Consider the following 20,298-nt stretch of genomic DNA (forward strand, 5'->3'; position numbering starts at 1 on the left):
AAGTGGCGACTTCCAACCAGCAGGAGAGGCGGGATGGCACCACCGGTCAGGGTCCGGAGGCTGACGGAGCAGGAGGGGCAGAAGCTTCAGCAGACCGTGCGGCGGGGCAGCACGAGTTCGGTGCGGTTTCGGCGGGCGATGATGCTGCTGGCCTCGGCCGGCGGCAGCACGGTCCCGGTGATCGCGCGTCTGGTCCAGGCGGACGAGGACACCGTCCGTGACGTGATCCACCGCTTCAACGAGATCGGGCTCGCATGCCTCAACCCTCAGTGGGCGGGAGGCCGTCCCCGCCTGCTGAGCAGTGACGACGAGAACTTCGTCATCCAGACGGCCACCACCCGCCCCACCATGCTGGGCAAACCCTTCAGCCGCTGGTCGGTCCGCAAACTGGTCGATCACCTGCGTCGGAACATCGCCCGGCCCGTCCGGATCGGCCGCGAGGCCCTGCGGTGCTTACTGGCCCGCCACGGGATCACCTTCCAGCGGACGAAGACCTGGAAGGAGTCCCCGGACCCGGCATTCGACGCCAAGCTGGAACGAATCGAGTACGCAATCAACGAGCGGCCGGACCGCACGTTCGCCTTCGACGAGTTCGGTCCGCTGGGCATCCGCCCCACCGCCGGCTCCTGCTGGGCCGAACAGAGCCACCCCGACCGACTGCCGGCCACCTACCGCCGTACCCACGGCATCACCTACTTCCACGGCTGCTACTCGGTCGGCGACGACAAGCTGTGGGGGATCAACCGGCGCCGCAAGGGCATCGACCACACCTGGGCCGCCCTGCGGTCCATCCGCGCCGCCCGGCCGGACGGCGGGCCGATCTACGTGATCCTCGACAATCTCTCCGCCCACCTGAACTGGAAGATCCGCAGGTGGGCGGCCCGGAACAAGGTCGAGTTGTGTTTCACCCCGACCTACGCGTCCTGGGCCAACCCCATCGAGGCCCACTTCGGACCGCTGCGGCAGTTCACCCTGGCCAACTCCAACCATCCGAACCACACCGTCCAGACCCGGGCCCTGCACGCCTACCTGCGCTGGCGGAACAACAACGCCCGCCACCCCGACGTCCTGGCCGCCCAACGACGCGAACACGCACGCATCCGCAGCGAACGAGGTCTCCGCTGGGGCGGCAGACCTCTACCAGCGGCGGCCTGACGTCATCGCCCCGACCACAGGAACTGCTCGTCCGGTTCCTCCTGCCGCTCCAGCACTCCCGCTGCGACCAGCTGAAGAAGCACCTCATGGAGCGCGTTCCCCAACGGGTTGTCCGTCCAGAACACCGACTTGACCTGCGTGAACGTCACAGACTCCTCAAAGATCCCCAACGAGCGGCCCACCACGAAGGCAGCACCGTCCCAATCAGTCCATGCAGCCAGGCCCTCGGAAAGATCCACGAGCCGATCCTGCCATCACACGATCAGACCCGGTGAACCTTTCCGGTCACAGCACTAGGTGTTGCTGGCCGGCACGTTGTTGGCAGCGGTGAGAAGTCAGCTGTCGTGGCCATAGGGTCAGCGCTGTCCGCTCAGGTGGTGTCAGTCACCGTGGGGAGGCGGGGGCAGTTGCCGCGCCGGTCGCGCGTTCGGCGACGTCGGCGGGGGCGGCGGCGATGACGTCGTCGAGCGCGGACCGGGAGATTTCGAGGTCGGTGATGGCCTTGGTGATCCGCTCGCGTTCCTTGAACAGGTCGGCGAGAAGGTCGGAGCAGGTCGGCACGAGTCGCTCGCCCTCGTCGCGCAGGCAGGGCAGGACCGTAGCGATGGTGACGGTGCTCAGGCCGGCGGCGAGCAGGCTGCGGATGCGGCGCACCGTGTCCACGTCCGCCTCGTCGTATTCGCGGTAGCCGCTGGGGCGCCGCTCGGGCTGAAGCAATTGCTGCTCCTCGTAGTAGCGCAGCAGTCGTTCGTGTACGCCGGTCCTGCGGGAGAGCTCACCGATCCGCACGTGCTCCTCCTTACGGATGTCATGGCGGCGGCAACGCCGCTTGACTCTCACATCGATGTGAAACTCTAGCGTTCGGGGCATGAGCAAGAGCTTCGCCTCGCTCGCCGCCCTGTGCGCGAGCGTCTTCGTCGTCGGCACGTCGGAATACCTGGTCGCGGGCATGCTGCCCGAGGTCGGTTCGGATCTTCAGGTGTCGCAGGGCACCGCCGGGCAGGCGGTGACCGCCTACGCGCTCGGGGTGGTGATCGGCGGTCCCGTGGTGACCATGGCGACCGCGCGGCTGCCTCGCAAGGTTCTGGCGCTGGGTCTGATGCTGCTGTTCGCCGTGGGTAGCGCAATCAGCGCGCTGGCCCCGACGTTCGGGGTGCTGCTGGCCGGGCGGGTGATCTCCTCGCTCAGCCACGCTGCGTTCCTGGCGCTGGCACTGGTGATGGCCACAAGCGTGGTGCCCGAGCACAGGACCGGTTCGGCGATCGCCACCGTGGCCTCCGGGTTCACCGTCGCCACGTTGCTCGGGGTGCCATTGGGCTCACTGCTGGGGCAGGCCGCCGGATGGCGCGCCCCGTTCGCGGTGCTCACCGCGCTCACCCTGGCTGCCGTCGTGTTGCTGGCACTGGTGCTGCCCAGGCAGCAGGCGCCCACTGCGAGCTTGCGTGACGAGTTGCGGGTGGTGACCCGCAAGCCGGTGCTGCTGGCGATCGCCACCACGGCGGTCGGCTTCTCCGGTGTCGCCGTCGTGTTCACCTACATCGCGCCGCTGCTCACCCGTGTCGCCGACTTCTCCCCGGCCGCCGTCTCCGCCCTGCTGCTCACGTACGGCGTCGGCAGTTTCCTGGGCAACCTGGCTGCCGGCAAGCTGACCGACAAATCCATGTCCGCGACCCTGCGCGGGGTATTCGGCGGCCTGACCGGTGTGCTGGCGGTCATGCCGTTCGCCGCCGCCTGGCAGCCCACCGCCGTCCTCGCTGTCCTCGTCCTGGGCCTGCTCGCCACCGCCACCATCGCCCCGCTGCAGGGCCTGATCCTGCACCACGCCGGGGCGGCCCCGACCCTGGCGGTCTCCGTCAACGTCGGCGCGTTCAACCTCGGCGCCGCCGTCGGTTCCGCCCTCGGTGGGCTCCTCGTGGCCGCGGGCGCGCTGCGCTGGACCGGACTGGCCGGGGCCGTGCTGAGCCTGACCGGCCTGGCCCTGACCTACCTGGTCCTGCCCCGCGCCCATACCGCGTCACGTACCGATAACGCCGCGGTCTCCACCGCTGTTTGAACCGCCGCTCCTCACCCCCTGGAAGGTCTCCTCTTGACCATGCATGCCGTCCAGATCGACCGCCACGGCGGCCCTGAGGTCCTGACCGTCCGCGAGATCGCTGAACCCGCCCTCGCCGATGGCGAAGTCCTCATCCGCACCACAGCCAGCAGCCTCAACCCGGTGGACTGGAAGACCCGCGCGTGGCAGGTTGGCCCGCCGCTGCCGGCCACGCTCGGCTGGGACCTGGCCGGCCGTATCGTCGCCAGCACCGACCCCGCCCACGAAGTGGGCGAACCCGTGATCGCCATGTCGGCGCAGATCGCCACCGGCCTCGGTACGTGGGCCGAGCACGTGGCCCTGCCCGGCGGTCTGGTGACCGCCGCGCCTGCCACGGTGCCGTTGGCCGACGCGGCGGCCCTGCCCCTGGCCGGGGTGAGCGCCCTGCAGGCCCTGCGCACCGCCGAATTGACCGCCGGCGAGCGCATCCTGGTCATCGGCGCCGCCGGGGCGGTCGGCGGCCTGGCCGTCCAACTGGCCCGTCAAACCGGAGCTCAGGTTGATGCCCTGGTCTCCCGCCCCGGACACGAACACGCCGCCCGGGAGCTCGGCGCTCAGGAGGTCTGGCACCGCCGAGACGACCTGCCCCACGGCCGCTATCAGGCGATTCTCGACACGGCCGGCATCGATACAGCCACCGCCCTCGTTCCCGGCGGACGCTACGTCTCCATCGCCGACCACCCCCTGCCCGACGTTCCCGGCGCCCGCAAGAGCTATGTCCAGGAGAACGCCACCGATCTCGCGCATCTCGCCAAGCTCGTCGACACCCACGAACTACGCCTGCGGATCGCCGACCGCTACCCCTACGCCGACATCCGCGCCGCCCACGAGCGCTTCGAAGCCGGCGGCCTGCTCGGCAAGATCCTCATCACCTTCTGAAGTGCATCCCGCCCGGCACCGATGCTTCGCAATCGCTGCCGGAAGAATCCCCTTGCCACACGCCAACGCACCCCTGTCCGTCGAAGGACGCCGTCGCCTCGTCTCACGCCGTACACGCCCGGACACAACGGCAAGGTGGAGCGCTACCACCGGATCCTCGCCGAGGAATTCCGCTACGCCCGAACCTGGCTGTCCGAAGACCAGCGCCGCGAAGCTCTCGGAGTCCGGAACATCCACTACAACTACCACCCACCCCACAGCGCGGCAGGAGGTCGACCACCGGCCGCTCGGCAACGAGAAGGCGTCACCAACGTCCTGGCCTCCTGCTGGCGGAGTGGGAGGCGTCCGGCCCGGCGGCCTGGCTCGCCGACCGACCGGGCGTCGAAGTCGTGGTCGGGACCGGGCGCCGTTCTTCGCCGAGGGCGCCTCCGCAGGCGTTCCGCAGGCCGTCCAGGTCGCGGCGCAGCCCCGATCACTTCGCCTGGGCGAGCAGGACCGCGTCCGGACCGGCCGGGAACCGCAGCTGGCCGGTCGTGTCGTGCACGGCCCGCCACACCGCCTCGGCGACGTCGCTCTCCTTGGTGAAGAGGTCCTGGCCCGTGAAGTCGTCCATGGCCTTCCTCGCCCACGGCGCGTACGGCGCCGGGACCAGCGCGTCCAGCGCGACGCCGTTCGTCGCCCTGGCCGCGAAGTTCGTCGTCAGACAGGCGCCCGGCTCGACCGTCTTCGCCTGTACGCCGAAGGGTGCGAGCTCGAGCGAGAGGGATGCGGTGAACCCCTCGACGGCCATCTTGCTGGCCTTGTAGACGGCCGAGAGCGGCATGTGTCCCAGCACCACGCTGGAGGTCACGTTGACAACCACGCCGGAGCCGCGTTCGCGGAACTGGGGCAGTACCGCCTGCGTCGTCGCCATCACGCCGAACGTGTTGGTTTCGAAGACCTCCCGCACTCGGTCCATCGGGGTCCCCTCGAACACGCTGATGGAGGGGACACCCGCGTTGTTGACCAGTACGTCGACGGGGCCGGCCGCCTCGAACGCGGCGGCGATGCTCTCGGGCTCGGTCACGTCGAGCCCGACGACGCGCAGCCGGTCCGACTCGGGCAGGACGTCCGTACGCGGCGTGCGCATCGTGGCGATGACGTTCCAACCCCGCGCGTGGAAGTGGAGGGCGGTCTCCCGCCCGTAACCGGACGAGCTGCCGGTGATCAGGACTGTCTTCATGGTGTGACCTCTGCGATGTGAGGGGGCGGAGTCGCGGAGCGACAGGCATTTTCCTGCTCCACGGAAGAACTTCTATCCCCATTGAATCGCTCTGGCCTGCATAAACAGTAGAACTATCCTCGTCTTCACTTGCACGATCCTCCTCGGCTGTCGAGCCCCCACCATCAGGGCAGGATGGCCGCCGGCGTACGTGCGGAGTCCCGCAGGCGGGCCGCGTCCCGGCTGGGCGGTGCGCCGAACTGGCGGCGGTACTCGCGGCTGAACTGTGACGGGTTGTCGTAGCCGACGCGGTGGCCGACGCCGGTGACGTCGTTCGGGTGAGTGGCGAGGAGCAGCCGGGCCTCCTGCAGTCGGATCTGCTTCTGGAACTGGATGGGGCTCATTGCCGTCACCGCCTGGAAGTTGCGGTAGAAGGCGGAGACGCTCATGCCCGACAGCCGTGCCACGTCCTCGACCCGGAAGGGTTCGGCGTAGTGCTGCCGGATCCAGCGCACAGCCCGGGAGACATGGCTGAGGCCGCTGTCCGCGAGACCGAGCTGGCGCACCGCCGCACCCTGCTCGCCGGTGATCAGCCGCCACAGGATCTCGCGTTTGACCAGCGGGGCCAGTACGGCGCGGTCGCGGGGTTCGTCGAGCAGGCGCAGCAGCCGGACCACCGCGTCGAGCAGCGCGGGCGGGGCGTCGCTGACGGCGATCCCCGACGGCACGCCCGTGCCGGTGCGGGGGGTGTCCCCGGGACCGGCCTGCAGCAGCAACTCGGCGACGGCGGAAGGTTCCAGTACGAGGCCGAACCCCAGCGCCGGATGCTCGGCGTCGGCCCGGGTGAACTGCCCGGTGACGGGCAGGTCGACGGAAGCGATCAGGTACTGCCCGGCGCCGTACTCGTAGACCCGGTCGCCCAGGGCGAGGCGTTTGGCGCCTTGGGCGATGACCGCGAGCACCGTGCCGGACATGGAAGGCTCCGGCGGATCCGCCCGGTCGACCTTCGAGATCAGTACGCCGTCGATCGCCGTGGTCCAGTCGGGGCGGGCATGACGGGCCAGCAGGGTGCGGAGCTCTTCGAGATGCATGCGTCCATTGCAGCACCACTCCGGAGCATGGCTCCCGTATTCGCGAGGATCGTGCAACTGCGGGCGAGTATCGTTCTAACATTTCCGCAGGTCAGACCAGTTCAATGGAATCACCTCACTCCAGCAGAGAGAAGAAGGATTCCATGACTGTCAACTACGGCTTCAACGCCACCCTAACCGCCCGGCCCGGAATGGGCGACCGGCTCGTCGACCTGCTGCTGACCGGCCTGGACGAGGGCAGCCCCGGCGCGAGCGAACACTGCGTCGTCTACCTCGTCTCCCGCTCCGCGTCCGACCCCGACGTTGTCCACGTCACCGAGGGCTGGACCAGCGAGGAGGACCACCACCGGATCTTCGCCGGCGAGACCGCCCAGGCCATCGTTGCCCGGATCGGTGAACTGCTGGCCAAGGAGTCCGAGTACACCGACTACGTCCCGGTCCGCGGCAAGGCCGCGTTCTGACCCGCCCCACGTAAAGGAGAAGGCCATGACCATCGCACGCCCCGCCCTGGACCCCGAACTGCACGAGCTGCTCAGCGACATGCCGCTGATGTCCGAGCTCAGCCCGGACGTACTCGCCCACCTGCGCGAGCTCCCCTCGGCGCCCGTCGAATCCCTCCTCGCGCACCGGCAGGCCGACCGGCGCGATGTCACCGTGCCCGCCGAGGACGGCACCCTGATCCCCCTGTCGGTCTTCAGCCCCGCGAACACCGATCGCACCACCGCCGCGCCCTGCGTCTACTGGATGCACGGCGGCGGGATGGTGATGGGCGACCGCTTCGCGCAGATCGACATACCACTGGAGTGGCTCGACGAATTCGGCGCGGTCGTGGTCTCCGTGGACTACCGACTCGCACCGGAGGCCACCGGCACCGCCCTGGTCGAGGACTGCTACCAGGGACTGCTCTGGATCGCCGGGCACGCCACCGAACTGGGCATCGACCCCACCCGGATCGTCGTCGCGGGCGCCAGCGCGGGCGGCGGCCTCGCCGCCGGCGTCACCCTGCTGGCCCGCGACCGCGGCACCCCGGCGATCGCCGCCCAGATGCTGATCTGCCCCATGCTCGACCACCGCAACACCAGCACCTCCAGCCGTCAGTACGCCGGCACACCCGGCGTCTGGACCCGCCAGATGAACGAGTTCGGCTGGCGCAGTCTCCTCGGCGGCCTCAGCGACGACGAGGTGCCCCAATACGTCTCGCCCGCGCTGGCCACGGACCTCTCGGGGCTGCCGACCACCTACGTCGACACCGGCTCCGCGGAGGTCTTCCGCGACGAGGACACCGACTACGCCACCCGTATCTGGGCGGCCGGCGGCCAGGCCGAACTCCACGTCTGGGCGGGCGGCTTCCACGGCTTCGACGCGCTGTACCCGCAGGCGCACATCTCGGCCACGGCCCGCCGCACCCGCACCGACTGGCTGGCCCGGGTCCTGCGTGACGACTAGCCGCCGCGCTGAGGTGTCTGCCGGAAAGAGCTCCTGGGGAGGGCTCCGGCCCCAGACCCCCGTGGAGACAGTGTGGTGGCGTCGGTGGGGCGGGCAGCCGGTCAGCACCGGACTTCCCCGGACCGGCTCAGCGCCAGGGATCGAGCGCGTGTTTACTGAGGGCCGAGGACCGAGGGGCGAGGGCTGAGGGCTGAGGGCTGAGGGCTGAGGGCACTGCGGGCATCGCCTTGTCCTGTTCGAGAGCCAGGGCTTGGGCGGTTTTGGGGCCGACCTGGTGACGATCGCCTCCAGCTCGTCGTAGGCCTTCACCCCGGAAGGGCGGCGAGCGCCGGGCCCGCGGGCCACGGTGCCCGCTGAAGAGGGGCGGACCCGCATTGAAGCCGGCGGTCAGGCTGTGGCGGTGGGCTCCGCTTCGTCGCCTGCGGCCCGCAGGGCGTCGATCGTGGCGCCGTGCTCGAGACAGGTGTTGGTGGACTCCTGCAGCTTGACGTTGGCCTTTCGGTGGGACGCAGCCCTCGCCATCAGCTGGTTCCTCGTCAGCCAGGCCTGGCGAGGAACCAGCCAAATGCCGCTGTCGACACAATCCTCCACCTGCCGCTCCCTTGTAGGCCGAGGCCGGCGCCCTCAACATGTGTGCTTCCACTACCGGAGGGCACAAGAATGAGATCAGTACGACGATTGATCGGTTCGGTGCTTGCGTCGGTCGCTCTGCTCGTCGGTGTGTCCGGTAACAGCTACGCCGACCCGGGAGACTTCCTGCTGGTGAACGCGAATTCCGGAAGGTGTCTGTCCGTTCCGGGGGCGGCGACGAGTTTTGCCTACCTCAACCAGTTCAGCTGCAACAACTACGCGGACCAGTTCTGGTACCTGAAGTACCAAGATATGAAGCAGGGAGTCGCCTGGTACACGATAAGGAACCGGCATAGCGGGTTGTGTCTGTCCGTCGACGCCGCCCAGACGGAGAACTTCGCAAGGGCCACGCAGTACCCATGTGGGGTCTACGCCGACCAGTTCTGGCGGATCGACGACTACGACGCGAATACACGCGGCTACCACGTCAAGAACTGGAACAGCGACAAGTGCCTCGCAGTTCTGGACGGGAGCCAGCAGGAAGCTGCCTCGGTGATCATCTACCAGTGCGGAAGCTGGCCGGACCACTACTGGCGTCAGAAGTCAGCTTGAGCCGCTGACTCAAGCGGCGCTCAATAGTGGAAGGAATCAGAGCATCACCCGATGACGCCCGCGCCGCTGACCGACCAGCAGAAGGCGGAGGATCCTGGCGAACACTTCTCGCCGGGGTCATCCGCCTTCAAAACCGATCTCTCCGATAGGCTCTGGGCTATCGATCAGAAGTCCCCGGGCAGGTGGCTCCATCCGTAAAGCTGGGGAAGCCGGAGATCTTACATCTGACAACCTTTGGATGCGCTATCAGAGTTCACATCTTTTGTGGCCTGACGCAGTGCTCCGGGCTGTGCTTCACGGCCTGCCTGAGGCAGCGGCATGACCCCGAGTGCGGGGCGGGAGTGGTGCGCGGCTCTGCCCGGCGCAGGCCGGGACGGTCAGCCATGAAGGCAGCGATGTCGGTGTAGTACGCGTAGTCGCCGCTGTCGGTGAGGTCGCGAAGCCGGGCGATGGTCTCGGTCATGCCTTGGTTGTCGCTGAGGACGGCTTGGTGGAAGCAGACGGCGAGCTTGAGGATCGCGGTGGCGATGGCGACGCCGGAGACGCGGATCTCCTCGCGTAGGACGTGGGCGTGGTCCAGGCGCTGTGGCCGGTGCCGGTGCTGGTGCCAGCCGAGGTCGGGGACGACCCGCGTGGGCGGCGGGGAAGCCGCCGGCGAAGCGGGCGAGGCGGGCCAGGCCGCGGCGGGCGACGGGGGTGGCTTTGTACGCCAGAACCCAACGACGTGAACAGAGCCGCGAGGAAGTGCTCGGCCCTGGGGGCAGAGGCAGAGGATCATTCCGTCCCGGGTGCCAGGCACCGGTTCGCCCACCCGGGCTGCCCAGGGGGCCGGCGCCGTCGACGCGGTCCAGGTCGCCGGCTCCGTACCTTCGACGCAGACCATCCCGCAGGAAGCCGCGTACTCCAGGGCCGGTTCCGTGAAGGAGCTGGTGGTGACGATGATGGCCACGTCGGCCTCGTGCACGGCGTAGCAGGTGCCGCCGAGTCGCTGGAGGTCAGGAGAGCCGGCCCGGTGCTCCTCCCCGTACTGCTTGTACTGGAGGACCACACGTCTCCTGTCGGTGGTCGTCGCGATCACGTCTGCGCCGAGGTCGCCGGCGCCGCCGACCACCTCCACGGGGGAACAGCCGTCCTGGGCGCACAGCGCGGCGATCGTGTGCTCGAAACCCTCCGGGGTCGACGGCCAGGTGGGCCAACGCCCCGGGGCCGATGGCAGGCGGCATGGCGGGATCGGCAACAACCGGGGCGGTGCCCGGCGGACGGTCACAGTGCCGAGGGCACCCTCCTCCACACGGCTGTCCGGGTCCGGCAGCAGACGTGCCGTACACGCTGTCCCGTCCCCGACCTTCCCTTTCGGACCAGCCCCGGGGTCCCGGTCCGGCGGCCCATCGGGGCCCTGCCTCATCGAGTCACTGCTGCGCCGACGCCCAGCAGCAGCACAAGGACGACGAGGACCACCGGCAGGTGTGAGCCGGTCGAGCGGGACGTCTTGAACAACAGGGCCACACCGCCGACCACCACACCCGCGAGCCCCACCACGAGCACCAGGTCTCGCACGGACCTCGCCGGGCCCTCCCACCGCACCGCGTCCCTGCCCTCGCCCCTGCCCGCAACCATCGCCATACGCCTCTCCCGCGTTCGAATTCGCCTCACCCCGACACATGCCACCAAAACATGCTTCGACCGGTCTCCCCGTCCACGAGGCGACGCCACCCCAGCCACCCCAGTCGACCCAGGCGAACCCGCGCCAGCGGCACTCGACGGACCGCCGGTTCATCACGCCGCAGCCGGGCGCTCACAGAACGCGGCGGTCTGCCGGCGAGGAAGTCGTTGAGGAGGTCGAGTCCGGCGTGGTCAGCCGGTCGGTTCGTGCGGCAGCGATTCGAGCTTGTCGGCCGCGCGGACCTGGTGGAGGTGGATGAGGATGTCGTAGGCCCGGCCGAGGGCCAGGGTGGGCAGGGGGTTTGGGGTGAAGGTCGAGCCGGCGTCGTAGACCGGGCGGGCGTGGTCGAGCCAGGCGCGGGCCGCGGCGGGTGCGGTCCGCAGGTCGAGGTAGAAGTCCCGGTACCGGACCCGGTCCAGGGTGTACTCGTTCATGCCGGGGCGCGCGGCGGGGACGGTGACCGGCTTCCAGTCCCCGTCGAGGGAGGTGTCCTTGGTGAGGAAGGAGCCGGCGGCGAAGCTGAAGCCGATCGCGGTGTAGTCGCGGCCCAGGCCGTCGCGCAGTACCGCCCCCTGGGTCCGCGGGTAGGTGTCCGGATGGGTGGAGAGGTATCCGACGTGGCCGTTGTGGGCCGACAGCAGCATCTTGTGGCCGGTGTGGCGTTGCCACCACAGCACGTTGTCGGCCATGGCCTGGTCGCGCAGGCGCTCGGCGACGGTGACCGAGGCCGGGTCGGCGAGGTCGACGGTGGCGAAGGCGAAGGTCTGCGCGATGTTCCGGGCGTGCTGCACGGTCCAGGCGTAGTCGTCGTCGCCGTCGGTTCCCTGGTGCCCGGCGACCAGGTCGAACGCCTCCTGGGCGCGCGCAGCGTTCTCCCGACGCTCGGCGACCGGCTTGCGCAGGTAGGAGAACACGTCGTCGAAGGGACGCAGTCGGCTGTACAGCTCGGTGAGCCGGGGCAGCGCCTCCGGCCGGGTCTCGCGTACGGACGACAGCACGCGCTCGAAGACGGGGTCGCCGAGCTTCGGCGCTCCGAGGTCGTCCCCCATGAAGTGGACCGGGTGGTCGGGGTGGCGGCGGTTGTGCTCGCGCATCCAGCCGATCAGGCTCACGAACTCCTCGCGCTCCCAGGGAGATCCGGCCAGCGTCTCCTCCGCGATCTGCCGCGGGTCGCCGGGCCCGCCCTGGAGGTACTCGTCGATCCGGAGCCCTGCCGACCAGCTCATCTCCAGGGCGAAGGTGGTGAAGCCACGTTCCTCGACGAGGTGTCGGAAGACGCGTTCCTTCATGGCGAAGAACTCGTGCGAACCGTGCGTGGCCTCGCCCAGCCCCGCCACCTTCGCGTCCCCGACCATGCTGCTCAGCGCCCGGAGGTCCGCTGTCCGGCCGCCGGGGTCCGTGGTACGCAGCGGGTGTGCGACCCGTTCCAGAGACCGTACGGCAGCTGCCTCCCGGCCTGCTGCCACAAGATCGGCCGATACGGCTGGTGTGGCGGGTGTGTCGATCGAGACGGCTGATGTGGTGGGTGCGGCCGGGGCCGCTCGTACGGCCGCGGCTCGTACGGCCGGTGTCGCGGAAGCCACTGTGGTGGCCAGCGTCGTGGCGGCGACCACTCCCGTGAGTGCGAGCACCCCTCGCCGGCCGTTCCTCTTCCTGTACCCGTGCATGCTGATCGCTCCTTGCGTGCGGCGGCTTCCCGCGCCGATGAAGTGATCTTCGTGCGCCGGGGGGCGGGCCGCGCTGGGGTGGTCCACCGACTTCCTCCAGGGGTCGTCCCTGGTACGTGCCGGGGGTTAACCCCCAGCACTCGCCCGAGGAACACGAGGGGGGTACCCCCACTGAGCTCGGACCGCTACCCGGATGGTCCGGTGGATCTTGAAGCGAGCAGGGTGGACGGACACCACCGGACTCCTACGGGAAGGCCACTCATGTTCAGCTTGCAGTCCGCCGGCCGCCGCGCGGCGCGCACCACCGCCGTCGGTGCTCTCGCGGTCGCCATGTGCACCAACCTGATGACCGACAAGGCCGGAGCGATCGTCAACGGAACTGATTCCACCGAGCGTTACCCGTTCATGGCGGCGATCCCGGAATCGGCTCCGGAGCAGGGGGTGTACGACGGCAACTGCGGGGCGTCGCTGATCGACCCGCAGTGGGTACTGACCGCGGCTCACTGCGTGCAAGGCGACGGGCTCGAACTGGAGGGCATCGTCCGGATCGGCAGCGAGGAGCGGAAGTCCGGGGGGACCGTCCGGGCCATCGTGCGCACCGTCGTCCACCCGGGCTATGTGAACGGTGACGGGCAGGCCGCCAACCAGAATGACATCGCGCTGGTCCGTCTGGATCGCCCGGTGACCGAGAAGCCCGTACGGATCGCGAAGCGGGTCGGGCAGCCCGGAACCCCGACACGGATCCTGGGGTTCGGAACCACCGTCGACACCGGGCTGAAGTTCGCGGAGCGACTGCAGGAGCTCAAGACGCGCAGGGGCACCGAGGCCGAGTGCGCCCCCGGCTATGCGGGCCGGACCCGGCTGTGCACGGTCAGCCGTGTGCCCGGGGCCATGGCCTGTTTCGGGGACTCCGGCGGGCCGCAGCTCCAGAAGGACGGGCAGGGGCGGTGGGAGCTCGTCGGGACCACCTCGGGTCCCGGCGTCCCTGGGGTCGCGTGCTCGGCCGGGCCGGGTCTCTACACCAACGTGCCGGCCTACGCCGACTGGATCCGGAGGACCATCAGGCGCCACGCCTGAGCGCCGACACACGCCGACCGCCCCGGTCCCCCCCCCGCCACGGCGTCAGGAGCCGCGGTGCGGAGCGAACGTCAGGGAGCCGAGCACCGGCGCGGACGGGCGGGGCGAGACCGAGGAGGAGCGGGCGGACCGACGATGGCAGGAGCGTGCTGCGTGTTCGCGCGGGCCGTGGTGGTCATTGGCCGCTCATTTCGCCGTCCTCGGGCGGGCGTGGGAGCCGTTGGCTTCGATCACTTCTTGCGGTTCTGGTCCACTTCTTGTGGTGCGGTCACATCCTGTACCGAATGCACGATCCCGCGGAGAAGTTCCTTCAGGAGTTCGGGGGGCTGACCGTGAGCATCGGTGGTCCGGGAATCAGCTGTGCCCGCGAGCCATTCGAAGTGGACCCGGAACTGGCGTGATGCCCCGCAGGATCGGCAAGGGACGCAGTTAGCCCGATCGGGCCTGGTGGCAGGGGCACTTGGCGAGCAGGACGCGCTTGCGGAGGAGCTCGAATCCCGGGCGGTCGAACATCCGTAGATCCGGCCTTTGCGCTGAGCGCATTCGTCGACTCCGACCACGCGGGGCGTGGCGGTAGGCGGATCCGGCAGAGAGGTGATCAGCTTCAGGAGGGTGTTCCGGCTGATCCCCACGCCGAAGGCATCTGCGATTCGGGCGCCGGCCCGTCCCGCCACCGCGAGGCCGACAGAAACCAGCGTCGATCGCAGCCGCTCTGTCCGCCGACCGAACCGACGAGTGAGCCCGGGCACCTGCTCGGCAACCGTCTTGCGCGGGCAGGAGCCCTCCAGGCAGACGAACCGACGCACCCGTAGCGGCACCACGACCAGCTTGCCCGCTGTCGGCAGGTCACGAGGGAATCGCAGGGAGGAGCCGTGTACTCGCGCAGACCAGCACCCGCAGCCCGGACAGACCGCCCGCCTAGCCATGGCTCGGACCTTGACTCGGACAACCGTGTCAGCCACCTCGACCGACTCCACCGACAGGTTCTCCACCGATCAGAACAGCAGCTCACCCAGCTGCGGCTGTACTTCGTTCATGCCGCAGAACCGGCGCCCTCACCACACGCGAGCGGGGCGGTTTTCGGGCGGCCTCGGCCGTCATTTGACGACGGCCAACAGTCGCGCTGCGTACGCGGCCACAAGAAGTCAACCAGAGCCCGTTCTTGCGTACAAAGCCAGGCAGGTGCAGAGATTGTGCCGACATCAGCCATACCAAGGGAGCGTGACAGTCGTGGCAGACCTCAGAGTGACGTACGACAAGACCGCGAACGCAGCGTACGTCCATCTCACCGATCCGCAGGTTCGCACCAGATCCTCGCGTATGTACCCCTGTGATCCGGTGGAGGTCGGCGGCATGATCAACCTGGACTTCGACGAGCAAGGACGCCTCATCGGCATCGAGGTACTGGCGGCCGACTCCCAGCTGCCCGAGTACCTGCTCGAGTCGTCTGAACGTCTGGATGCCGGAGGTGTATCAACTGGTTGAGCGGTCCTTGTCTTGCGTCGCATCAACTTGGGGACGTGCCAGTCCGCGTAGCGGCGGTGGAGGTGGGCGAGCAGGATGACGCGGTGGCGGAGGAGCGGGACGCCGGCGCGTCCGGCCATGAGACGTTTCTGCAGTTTGACGTCGGTGATGCGACCTTCGTCGACCACGGAGTGGTAAGGGGTGGTGATTCCCTGGGCGACGGCGTGCCGGTCTTCGCGTAGGGATCCGGCGGGGCCGACGAGAGGGGCCAGGCCGCTTGTGCGCGAGGTCGTCCAGCCAGCCAGGGACGGGTGTCGCGTCGCGGTGGTCGAGCATGGCGGCGAACCGGCGGACCCGGTCGTGAGTCTGCCGGAGTTCCGGGCAGTGGCCGAGGAGTCGGGACAGGCCTCGCCGGAGGGGTGCGACGGCCATCTTCACGCGTTGGTAGTGGCCGAGGCATCCCTTGGCCTGGAGTTCCTCATGCAGGGTCTTCGCGCTGTGGTGTCCCTCGTCTCAGCGTTGTTGCAGGTAGTCGAGGTAGAGGTCCAGGGCGGAGGGTTTGCGGGGCGGTTGGCGCATCACCTCCTGCCATGTGCGGGCCCGGGCGTATTTGCTGACGGTCCGGCGGTCCAGGCCGAGTTCCCGGGCCACGGAGCTGTGGCTTCGGCCGGTCCGTGCCAGGGCCTGAACTGCCGCGAAGCGTCTGCGGGCGTGCCGCGCGGTACGGCTGTCGACCGCGGTGCTCTCGGTGGGTTCCTCGGTCGGTGCGGGACCGCTCTCACCGGCCGAGGGGAAGGGCTGCGAGCAGGCAGCTGGGGGCGGAGGTGATGTCCTGGACGCGGCGGGAGAGGCCCTGCCAGAGGCGGAAACGGTCGCTGACCTGCATCGCACCGGGGGCACCGCCTGCAATGCCCTGCCGGTAGGTGAGGGAGTCGTCGAGAGTCTGATGTTCAAGATCCGCAGTATCCGGGCACCGCTCCGGCCCGCCAGCACCACACCGACGTCCTACGCCAGGCGCTGCGACTGCGGCGTCCGCCGCTGGTAGCGCGTGGTCGGCCCCGCTACCTGTTCGGCGAAGGTCACCTTCGGGCACGACGCGTTCTCGCAGTACAGGGGGCGTACGGACAAGTAGATGCGAACAGGTCGGCCGGCTATGTGAATACGGTCGGTCTCACACAGGTACCGGGACAGAGGCGAGGGCGGTTCCTCCGCTGCTTCCGTGTCGATGGGAGGAACCGCCCAGTGTCGTCCCGACGGGGAGTGCCAGCCGTTGCGTCACTGCTTACCGGTACGCACGTTGATGCAGACAGCCTCCGCCGCGTTTGAGCTTCTCCAGCGTTACCGCTCCAGAAAGCAGCACACATCACCTCGGCGGTGAGGTTTTCGGTGAAGACCATGAAGTCCATCCGGCGCCTGGTACTGATCGCCGACCTCGCGTTCACCGAGAACCAGGTCCCGCTCCGCCGCACCATCGGCGTCTTCCCCTTCTCGCCCCAGGTGCGGCCGGTGACCTGGTCGGAGCGGATGGCGACCTCGCCGTCGTCCTTCCCCGCCTTCGCCCGGATCGTCGGCCAGACCTCCTCGTGCCGGCGGCACATGGCCTCCGGGTCCTGCTCCGCGGCCCGCTTGTCCGGGCACTGGAAGAACAGACCCCACTGGAAGAACAGACCCCACTGGAAGAACAGACCCCACCGCCCCCGCGGGTGCATGACCAGCGCCTCACGGCCGCCGACCTGTGCTTCGCCCCAGATGTCGACCGTCTTCAGTGACGCCCCGAACACCGCCGCCGCAGGGCCTTCTGCGCCGACGGCGACAGGCGCCGCGCGACCCCCACCAGATCACTAACACCCCGCCAACGACCCGTAATCCGAACCTTTTCTGATCAGTAGTGATTCATTAGTGAGTCGATAGCAGAGAATGGGAAAATTGGAGCACTCGCCGCACCGCGGAAGATGAAGTATGAAGTATGAAGTTTTTCTTCTTGCGGGGGAGGGGGGCTATTTAATTGCCACTGAATTATGTCGAGAGTCGGCGGTCCTCGGTATGTCGAGCCGACGTGCGTTCATGAAGGAACTGAAATGAGAATCCCCAAGCGTCGGGCGGAGCGCCGACGTGGATCACTTATCCCTCTGGTGGTAGCCACCGCCGCTGTTACCGTGCTGGCGACGCTGGGCCTTACGGGGGCATCCACGGAATCTGGTGGCCAGGTGCTGGCGACCGCGTCGTATGTCGCGAGCCAACCCTCCTATGATTCTGATTTCATGCTGCTCGAACCAACGTACACCACCGCGCAGATCCATCAGAAGGGTCTCAACATTCCTGACGATGACACGGGTGTCGTGGTTCCCTACTACGGCCCTTTGGGATGGAATCCCGGCGCGCAGAAGAACAAGGACTGGATCGGGATCTACGAGAAGGGCCAGTTGGACACCGCCCACCGCATCGACTGGGACTGGGTCTGCCCCAATGAGATCGGAAAGTGTGCCTCGTTCGGGGCGGCGGTCGTCCCGGCTGGAAACGACGGGCTGGCGTCCGGGAAGACGTACACCGCCGCGTACTGGGTCGGCGCGGCGAATGAATCCAAGGGTAGGCCGGCGGCCACGGTCGATTTTGTCATCCCCTGGTAACCCTCGAGGAGAAAACACTCTCATGCGAACGCGAACGCGTTTCTTCGGCCGCTGGAAAGGCTTTCGGCGCAATCTTCTTGTCGCTTCCCTGACCGCTGCCGTCACTGCTGCAGCCACCCTGGGCGTGCAAGCATTTGCAGCGAATGGTGAGACCGTGCAAGGTCACAAGTTCATACTCGTGGACGCCTTGTGGACCACCGCGCACATTCGCGAGAAGGGCGTTCTCCAGGCGCTGGATACCGGACTGGTCGTCACCTACATCACTCCCACCGGCCGGGTTCCCGCCAACAACAAGGACTGGATCGGGATCTACGAGAAGGGCCAGTTGGATACCGGCCACCGCATCGACTGGGACTGGGTCTGCCGTTCTGCCGAGCGGTGCACCTCCCACGGCTCGGCGGCGATCCCGGCCGGTGACGACGGGATGCTGCCCGGAAAGATGTACACCGTGGCCTATTGGGCCGACGGCGCCAAGGAGTCGGACGGCCCGCCGGTAGCCACGATCGACTATGTCGTGCCGTGGTCGGGGATCGCCCCGCCCGTGCACGACGAAGGCTGAGAAATCAGATGTCCGGAAGAGATCACCGTATGTTCCCCAAATTCATCCGTGGCCTTCTCGCGATGGTTCTCGGAGTCTCCCTCCTCCCGGCTCTGGCCAGTCCCGCCTCCGCCGTCGAAGAAGATTTCATCTCCAACTACAGAAACCTCATCCAGGACATCCGGAACGGGGTGGCCAGGGATGGGGCACACACCACCGGAGCAAGTTCGGCACAGACGGAGCCACGTGAACTTGGCGACGGCATGGTCGTCGTGTCGCTCAGGGACATCACCCCCGATTACGCCCCTGAAGTCCAACTCGTCATCAATCGGACGAACACGTATGTGCAGGGCTACTACCTGCCGGCCCAGAACCGGTACTACAGGTTCCCGAACTCGTCCACGGACGACATCAACGCTCTCCCAGCCGGCACCAACCCGCAGGTGTCCACGCTGAATTTCGGCGAATCGTATCCGGACATGGGATCCAGTAGGCTCACCCGGGCGATTCCGGGCAGCTCGGACCGCCGCCCCATCAACATCAGCTGGCCGGGTCTCCAGCAGGCGATCGCTACGCTCGGCGCGACGCAGCCCGACTCCCTGCGAAGCGACAACCTGGGCGAGCCTCTCACGATTGTCATCGTGGCCCTGGTGGAGGCAGCCCGAAACCGCCACATCGAAGACCTGCTGATAGAAACCTTCAGGACCTGGGATTCGCTGGATGCCAGCACCATCGCGGTGTTCGTCAACAACTGGGCCACGATGTCTGACATCTACGCCCAGCGGAGCGAGACGAACAACTTCTATTTCGAGTACACCTATTACGACGCCGGGCGCCTGGTGACGCAGTTCGTCAACCGGATCTGGCTGGGCGCCTGGCTGGCGCTCCTGGCGCGTCCGAACATGAGATCGATGCCCATGTGCTCCGACGACCCTTCCCTCCCGCCCTCGCCGGAATGCGAGCAGCCCACCCCAGGGACATCTGTGGCGAACGCCCCGGCGGCGTCGACGCGGGCCGCCTACAGCTACATCGCCGACACGCAGGACGAGTTCGGTACGGGCATCGGCGTCCCCCGCAGCTACACCGGCGGTTTCTTCGGCCCCGGCACCAAGTTCGGGACCGAGGGCTACCAGTCGTCGTTCACCTACGACAACGCCGTCACCGTCATCGCCCTGACGAAGGGCGCCCGTCGTGACCTGACCCGCGCGGTGCGGCTGGGCGACAGCCTGCTGTACGCCCAGGACCACGACCCCGAGAACGACGGCCGGATCCGGGCTTCGTACCTGCCCAATCCGTTCGTCACCACGCTCGGCCGCGACTACCCGGCCGGCACGCCCTACATCGGCGGCTGGTCGGTCTACACCGGGAACATGGCCTGGGCAGGCATGGCGTTCTGCCACCTCTACAAGGCCACCGGCGACGGCAGGTACCTCGACGGAGCGCTGCGGGCCGCGAATTGGATCCAGACCAACTCGGCCGACGACCGCGGAGCGGGCGGGTACATCGGCGGATACGCCGACACCTCCACCGCCGAGGACGGCAGCGGCATGGTCAAGCGGACCTGGAAGGCCACCGAGCACAACATCGACGTCGGCGCGTTCTTCTCCATGCTGAACCAGCTCACCGGCGACCAGGTGTGGAAAGCCCGGTCGGACAACGCGTTCGCCTTCGTCAAGACGATGCTGAGCGCCGACCACAACCACCTGTGGACCGGCACAGGCCTCGACGGCGTCACCACCAACGAGGACGCCGTGCCCGAGGACGTGCAGACCTGGAGCTACCTGGCCACCCTCGACCCCGCCTACGAGCGCACCGTCGACTGGGCGGCGGGACGCATGGCCGCCACGGACGGCCCGGTGGACCCCGGCACCAATGAAAAGCTGTTCAAGGGCGTCAGCTTCGGTGCCATGGACACCACCAAGGTCTGGTTCGAAGGCACCGCTCACCTCCTGGCCGCCTACCACGTCCGCCACAAGACCGGCGATGCGGCCAGCGCCGCTGTCCTCCAGAAGACCTTGGAGAACGCCCAGACCTCGGCCCCCAACAACGACGGCCGGGCGATCGTCGCCGCCTCCGACGACGGCCTCGACACCGGCCAGGGCGACCTCTACTACGCCTCCCGCCACACCGGCGCCACCGCCTGGTACCTCCTGGCCGGTGTCGGAGCCAACCCCTTCCGCCTCTGACCACCCTGGTCAGGCGTCGTAGACGGGTCC

Annotated in this window: 21 protein-coding genes and 1 pseudogene; 13 read left to right on the forward strand and 9 right to left on the reverse strand. The window is 68.2% G+C overall.

Going from position 1 to position 20,298, the window contains the following annotated elements; translation table 11 throughout:
• Positions 1–33: 33 nt before the first annotated feature.
• Positions 34–1,155 (forward strand): IS630 family transposase, encoded by a 1,122-nt coding sequence (locus tag ACH4TP_RS31280; protein ID WP_398439791.1) that lies wholly within the window; start codon positions 34–36, stop codon positions 1,153–1,155.
• A gap of 2 nt (positions 1,156–1,157) precedes the next feature.
• Here the strand turns inward: ACH4TP_RS31280 and ACH4TP_RS31285 are convergent, their stop codons facing one another.
• Positions 1,158–1,394, reverse strand: a complete 237-nt coding sequence (locus tag ACH4TP_RS31285; RefSeq protein WP_398439792.1) for a hypothetical protein — start codon at positions 1,392–1,394, stop codon at positions 1,158–1,160.
• 145 nt (positions 1,395–1,539) lie between these two features.
• Entirely contained in the window at positions 1,540–1,944 is a 405-nt protein-coding gene (locus ACH4TP_RS31290) for a MerR family transcriptional regulator (protein WP_398439793.1), read from the reverse strand.
• Positions 1,945–2,023: 79 nt separating this feature from the next.
• On the opposite strand from ACH4TP_RS31290, the gene ACH4TP_RS31295 reads away from it, so the two are divergent.
• From ACH4TP_RS31295 to ACH4TP_RS31305, 3 genes and pseudogenes are all read left to right on the forward strand, one after another.
• Entirely contained in the window at positions 2,024–3,208 is a 1,185-nt protein-coding gene (locus ACH4TP_RS31295; protein ID WP_398439794.1) for an MFS transporter, read from the forward strand.
• Positions 3,209–3,247: 39 nt separating this feature from the next.
• Complete coding sequence (locus tag ACH4TP_RS31300) at positions 3,248–4,126, forward strand: NADP-dependent oxidoreductase (RefSeq protein ID WP_398439795.1); 879 nt, start codon at positions 3,248–3,250, stop codon at positions 4,124–4,126.
• A gap of 99 nt (positions 4,127–4,225) precedes the next feature.
• A pseudogene (locus tag ACH4TP_RS31305) lies at positions 4,226–4,450 on the forward strand (integrase core domain-containing protein); the annotation flags it as partial.
• A 148-nt stretch (positions 4,451–4,598) separates the two neighbouring features.
• Here ACH4TP_RS31305 and ACH4TP_RS31310 read toward each other — a convergent pair.
• Both ACH4TP_RS31310 and ACH4TP_RS31315 read right to left on the reverse strand, forming a co-directional pair.
• Complete coding sequence (locus tag ACH4TP_RS31310) at positions 4,599–5,348, reverse strand: SDR family oxidoreductase (protein ID WP_398180512.1); 750 nt, start codon at positions 5,346–5,348, stop codon at positions 4,599–4,601.
• Between the two features lie 164 nt (positions 5,349–5,512).
• Complete coding sequence (locus tag ACH4TP_RS31315; protein ID WP_398439796.1) at positions 5,513–6,418, reverse strand: AraC family transcriptional regulator N-terminal domain-containing protein; 906 nt, start codon at positions 6,416–6,418, stop codon at positions 5,513–5,515.
• Positions 6,419–6,561: 143 nt separating this feature from the next.
• Here ACH4TP_RS31315 and ACH4TP_RS31320 point away from each other — a divergent pair, with 143 nt between their 5' ends.
• Positions 6,562–6,879: a putative quinol monooxygenase gene (locus ACH4TP_RS31320; protein WP_398180517.1), complete on the forward strand. Its 318-nt coding sequence runs from the start codon at positions 6,562–6,564 to the stop codon at positions 6,877–6,879.
• 25 nt (positions 6,880–6,904) lie between these two features.
• Positions 6,905–7,864: an alpha/beta hydrolase gene (locus ACH4TP_RS31325; RefSeq protein ID WP_398439797.1), complete on the forward strand. Its 960-nt coding sequence runs from the start codon at positions 6,905–6,907 to the stop codon at positions 7,862–7,864.
• A 387-nt stretch (positions 7,865–8,251) separates the two neighbouring features.
• Here the strand turns inward: ACH4TP_RS31325 and ACH4TP_RS31330 are convergent, their stop codons facing one another.
• Positions 8,252–8,386 (reverse strand): hypothetical protein, encoded by a 135-nt coding sequence (locus ACH4TP_RS31330; RefSeq protein WP_398180531.1) that lies wholly within the window; start codon positions 8,384–8,386, stop codon positions 8,252–8,254.
• 198 nt (positions 8,387–8,584) lie between these two features.
• Here ACH4TP_RS31330 and ACH4TP_RS31335 point away from each other — a divergent pair, with 198 nt between their 5' ends.
• A complete protein-coding gene (locus ACH4TP_RS31335; RefSeq protein ID WP_398180534.1) occupies positions 8,585–9,046 on the forward strand; it encodes an RICIN domain-containing protein in 462 nt (153 codons plus the stop codon).
• 253 nt (positions 9,047–9,299) lie between these two features.
• Here ACH4TP_RS31335 and ACH4TP_RS31340 read toward each other — a convergent pair whose 3' ends face one another.
• The 3 genes from ACH4TP_RS31340 to ACH4TP_RS31350 form a co-directional block, all read right to left on the reverse strand.
• Positions 9,300–10,163 carry a restriction endonuclease gene (locus tag ACH4TP_RS31340; protein WP_398439798.1) on the reverse strand — a complete coding sequence of 288 codons (864 nt, stop codon included), beginning with the start codon at positions 10,161–10,163 and terminating at the stop codon, positions 9,300–9,302.
• A 284-nt stretch (positions 10,164–10,447) separates the two neighbouring features.
• A complete protein-coding gene (locus ACH4TP_RS31345; protein ID WP_398439799.1) occupies positions 10,448–10,669 on the reverse strand; it encodes a hypothetical protein in 222 nt (73 codons plus the stop codon).
• Positions 10,670–10,900: 231 nt separating this feature from the next.
• Positions 10,901–12,064 (reverse strand): erythromycin esterase family protein, encoded by a 1,164-nt coding sequence (locus tag ACH4TP_RS31350; RefSeq protein ID WP_398439800.1) that lies wholly within the window; start codon positions 12,062–12,064, stop codon positions 10,901–10,903.
• Positions 12,065–12,637: 573 nt separating this feature from the next.
• Between ACH4TP_RS31350 and ACH4TP_RS31355 the strand changes: the two genes are divergently transcribed.
• Positions 12,638–13,453 carry a S1 family peptidase gene (locus ACH4TP_RS31355; RefSeq protein ID WP_398439801.1) on the forward strand — a complete coding sequence of 272 codons (816 nt, stop codon included), beginning with the start codon at positions 12,638–12,640 and terminating at the stop codon, positions 13,451–13,453.
• A gap of 230 nt (positions 13,454–13,683) precedes the next feature.
• On the opposite strand, the gene ACH4TP_RS31360 is transcribed toward ACH4TP_RS31355, so the two are convergent.
• The gene (locus ACH4TP_RS31360) at positions 13,684–14,379 is read right to left on the reverse strand and encodes a transposase family protein (protein WP_398439911.1); all 696 of its coding nucleotides are present in this window, start codon (positions 14,377–14,379) and stop codon (positions 13,684–13,686) included.
• A 304-nt stretch (positions 14,380–14,683) separates the two neighbouring features.
• Between ACH4TP_RS31360 and ACH4TP_RS31365 the strand changes: the two genes are divergently transcribed.
• The 5 genes from ACH4TP_RS31365 (at position 14,684) to ACH4TP_RS31385 (ending at position 20,268) form a co-directional block, all read left to right on the forward strand.
• Positions 14,684–14,938 carry a DUF2283 domain-containing protein gene (locus tag ACH4TP_RS31365; protein WP_398439802.1) on the forward strand — a complete coding sequence of 85 codons (255 nt, stop codon included), beginning with the start codon at positions 14,684–14,686 and terminating at the stop codon, positions 14,936–14,938.
• A 35-nt stretch (positions 14,939–14,973) separates the two neighbouring features.
• On the forward strand, positions 14,974–15,159 hold the full coding sequence (locus tag ACH4TP_RS31370; RefSeq protein WP_398439803.1) for a hypothetical protein: 186 nt from the start codon (positions 14,974–14,976) through the stop codon (positions 15,157–15,159).
• A gap of 1,836 nt (positions 15,160–16,995) precedes the next feature.
• Positions 16,996–17,544 carry a hypothetical protein gene (locus ACH4TP_RS31375; RefSeq protein WP_398180555.1) on the forward strand — a complete coding sequence of 183 codons (549 nt, stop codon included), beginning with the start codon at positions 16,996–16,998 and terminating at the stop codon, positions 17,542–17,544.
• A gap of 22 nt (positions 17,545–17,566) precedes the next feature.
• Positions 17,567–18,103 (forward strand): hypothetical protein, encoded by a 537-nt coding sequence (locus ACH4TP_RS31380; protein ID WP_398439804.1) that lies wholly within the window; start codon positions 17,567–17,569, stop codon positions 18,101–18,103.
• Positions 18,104–18,165: 62 nt separating this feature from the next.
• Positions 18,166–20,268 (forward strand): ribosome-inactivating family protein, encoded by a 2,103-nt coding sequence (locus ACH4TP_RS31385; protein WP_398439912.1) that lies wholly within the window; start codon positions 18,166–18,168, stop codon positions 20,266–20,268.
• Positions 20,269–20,298: the final 30 nt, after the last annotated feature.

It is taken from the genome of Streptomyces sp. NPDC021012 (assembly GCF_044333355.1).
Taxonomy (GTDB): domain Bacteria; phylum Actinomycetota; class Actinomycetes; order Streptomycetales; family Streptomycetaceae; genus Streptomyces.

Bases quoted from the DNA above. Each gene is read 5' to 3' on its own strand.
- ACH4TP_RS31380 (WP_398439804.1), top strand. From the start codon at position 17,567: ATGCGAACGCGAACGCGTTTCTTCGGCCGCTGGAAAGGCTTTCGGCGC.
- ACH4TP_RS31300 (WP_398439795.1), top strand. From the start codon at position 3,248: ATGCATGCCGTCCAGATCGACCGCCACGGCGGCCCTGAGGTCCTGACC.
- ACH4TP_RS31350 (WP_398439800.1), bottom strand. From the start codon at position 12,064: ATGGTCGGGGACGCGAAGGTGGCGGGGCTGGGCGAGGCCACGCACGGT.
- ACH4TP_RS31375 (WP_398180555.1), top strand. From the start codon at position 16,996: ATGAGAATCCCCAAGCGTCGGGCGGAGCGCCGACGTGGATCACTTATC.
- ACH4TP_RS31310 (WP_398180512.1), bottom strand. From the start codon at position 5,348: ATGAAGACAGTCCTGATCACCGGCAGCTCGTCCGGTTACGGGCGGGAG.
- ACH4TP_RS31385 (WP_398439912.1), top strand. From the start codon at position 18,166: ATGGTTCTCGGAGTCTCCCTCCTCCCGGCTCTGGCCAGTCCCGCCTCC.
- ACH4TP_RS31360 (WP_398439911.1), bottom strand. From the start codon at position 14,379: ATGGCTAGGCGGGCGGTCTGTCCGGGCTGCGGGTGCTGGTCTGCGCGA.
- ACH4TP_RS31315 (WP_398439796.1), bottom strand. From the start codon at position 6,418: ATGCATCTCGAAGAGCTCCGCACCCTGCTGGCCCGTCATGCCCGCCCC.
- ACH4TP_RS31325 (WP_398439797.1), top strand. From the start codon at position 6,905: ATGACCATCGCACGCCCCGCCCTGGACCCCGAACTGCACGAGCTGCTC.
- ACH4TP_RS31280 (WP_398439791.1), top strand. From the start codon at position 34: ATGGCACCACCGGTCAGGGTCCGGAGGCTGACGGAGCAGGAGGGGCAG.
- ACH4TP_RS31330 (WP_398180531.1), bottom strand. From the start codon at position 8,386: ATGGCGAGGGCTGCGTCCCACCGAAAGGCCAACGTCAAGCTGCAGGAG.
- ACH4TP_RS31320 (WP_398180517.1), top strand. From the start codon at position 6,562: ATGACTGTCAACTACGGCTTCAACGCCACCCTAACCGCCCGGCCCGGA.
- ACH4TP_RS31295 (WP_398439794.1), top strand. From the start codon at position 2,024: ATGAGCAAGAGCTTCGCCTCGCTCGCCGCCCTGTGCGCGAGCGTCTTC.
- ACH4TP_RS31355 (WP_398439801.1), top strand. From the start codon at position 12,638: ATGTTCAGCTTGCAGTCCGCCGGCCGCCGCGCGGCGCGCACCACCGCC.
- ACH4TP_RS31345 (WP_398439799.1), bottom strand. From the start codon at position 10,669: ATGGCGATGGTTGCGGGCAGGGGCGAGGGCAGGGACGCGGTGCGGTGG.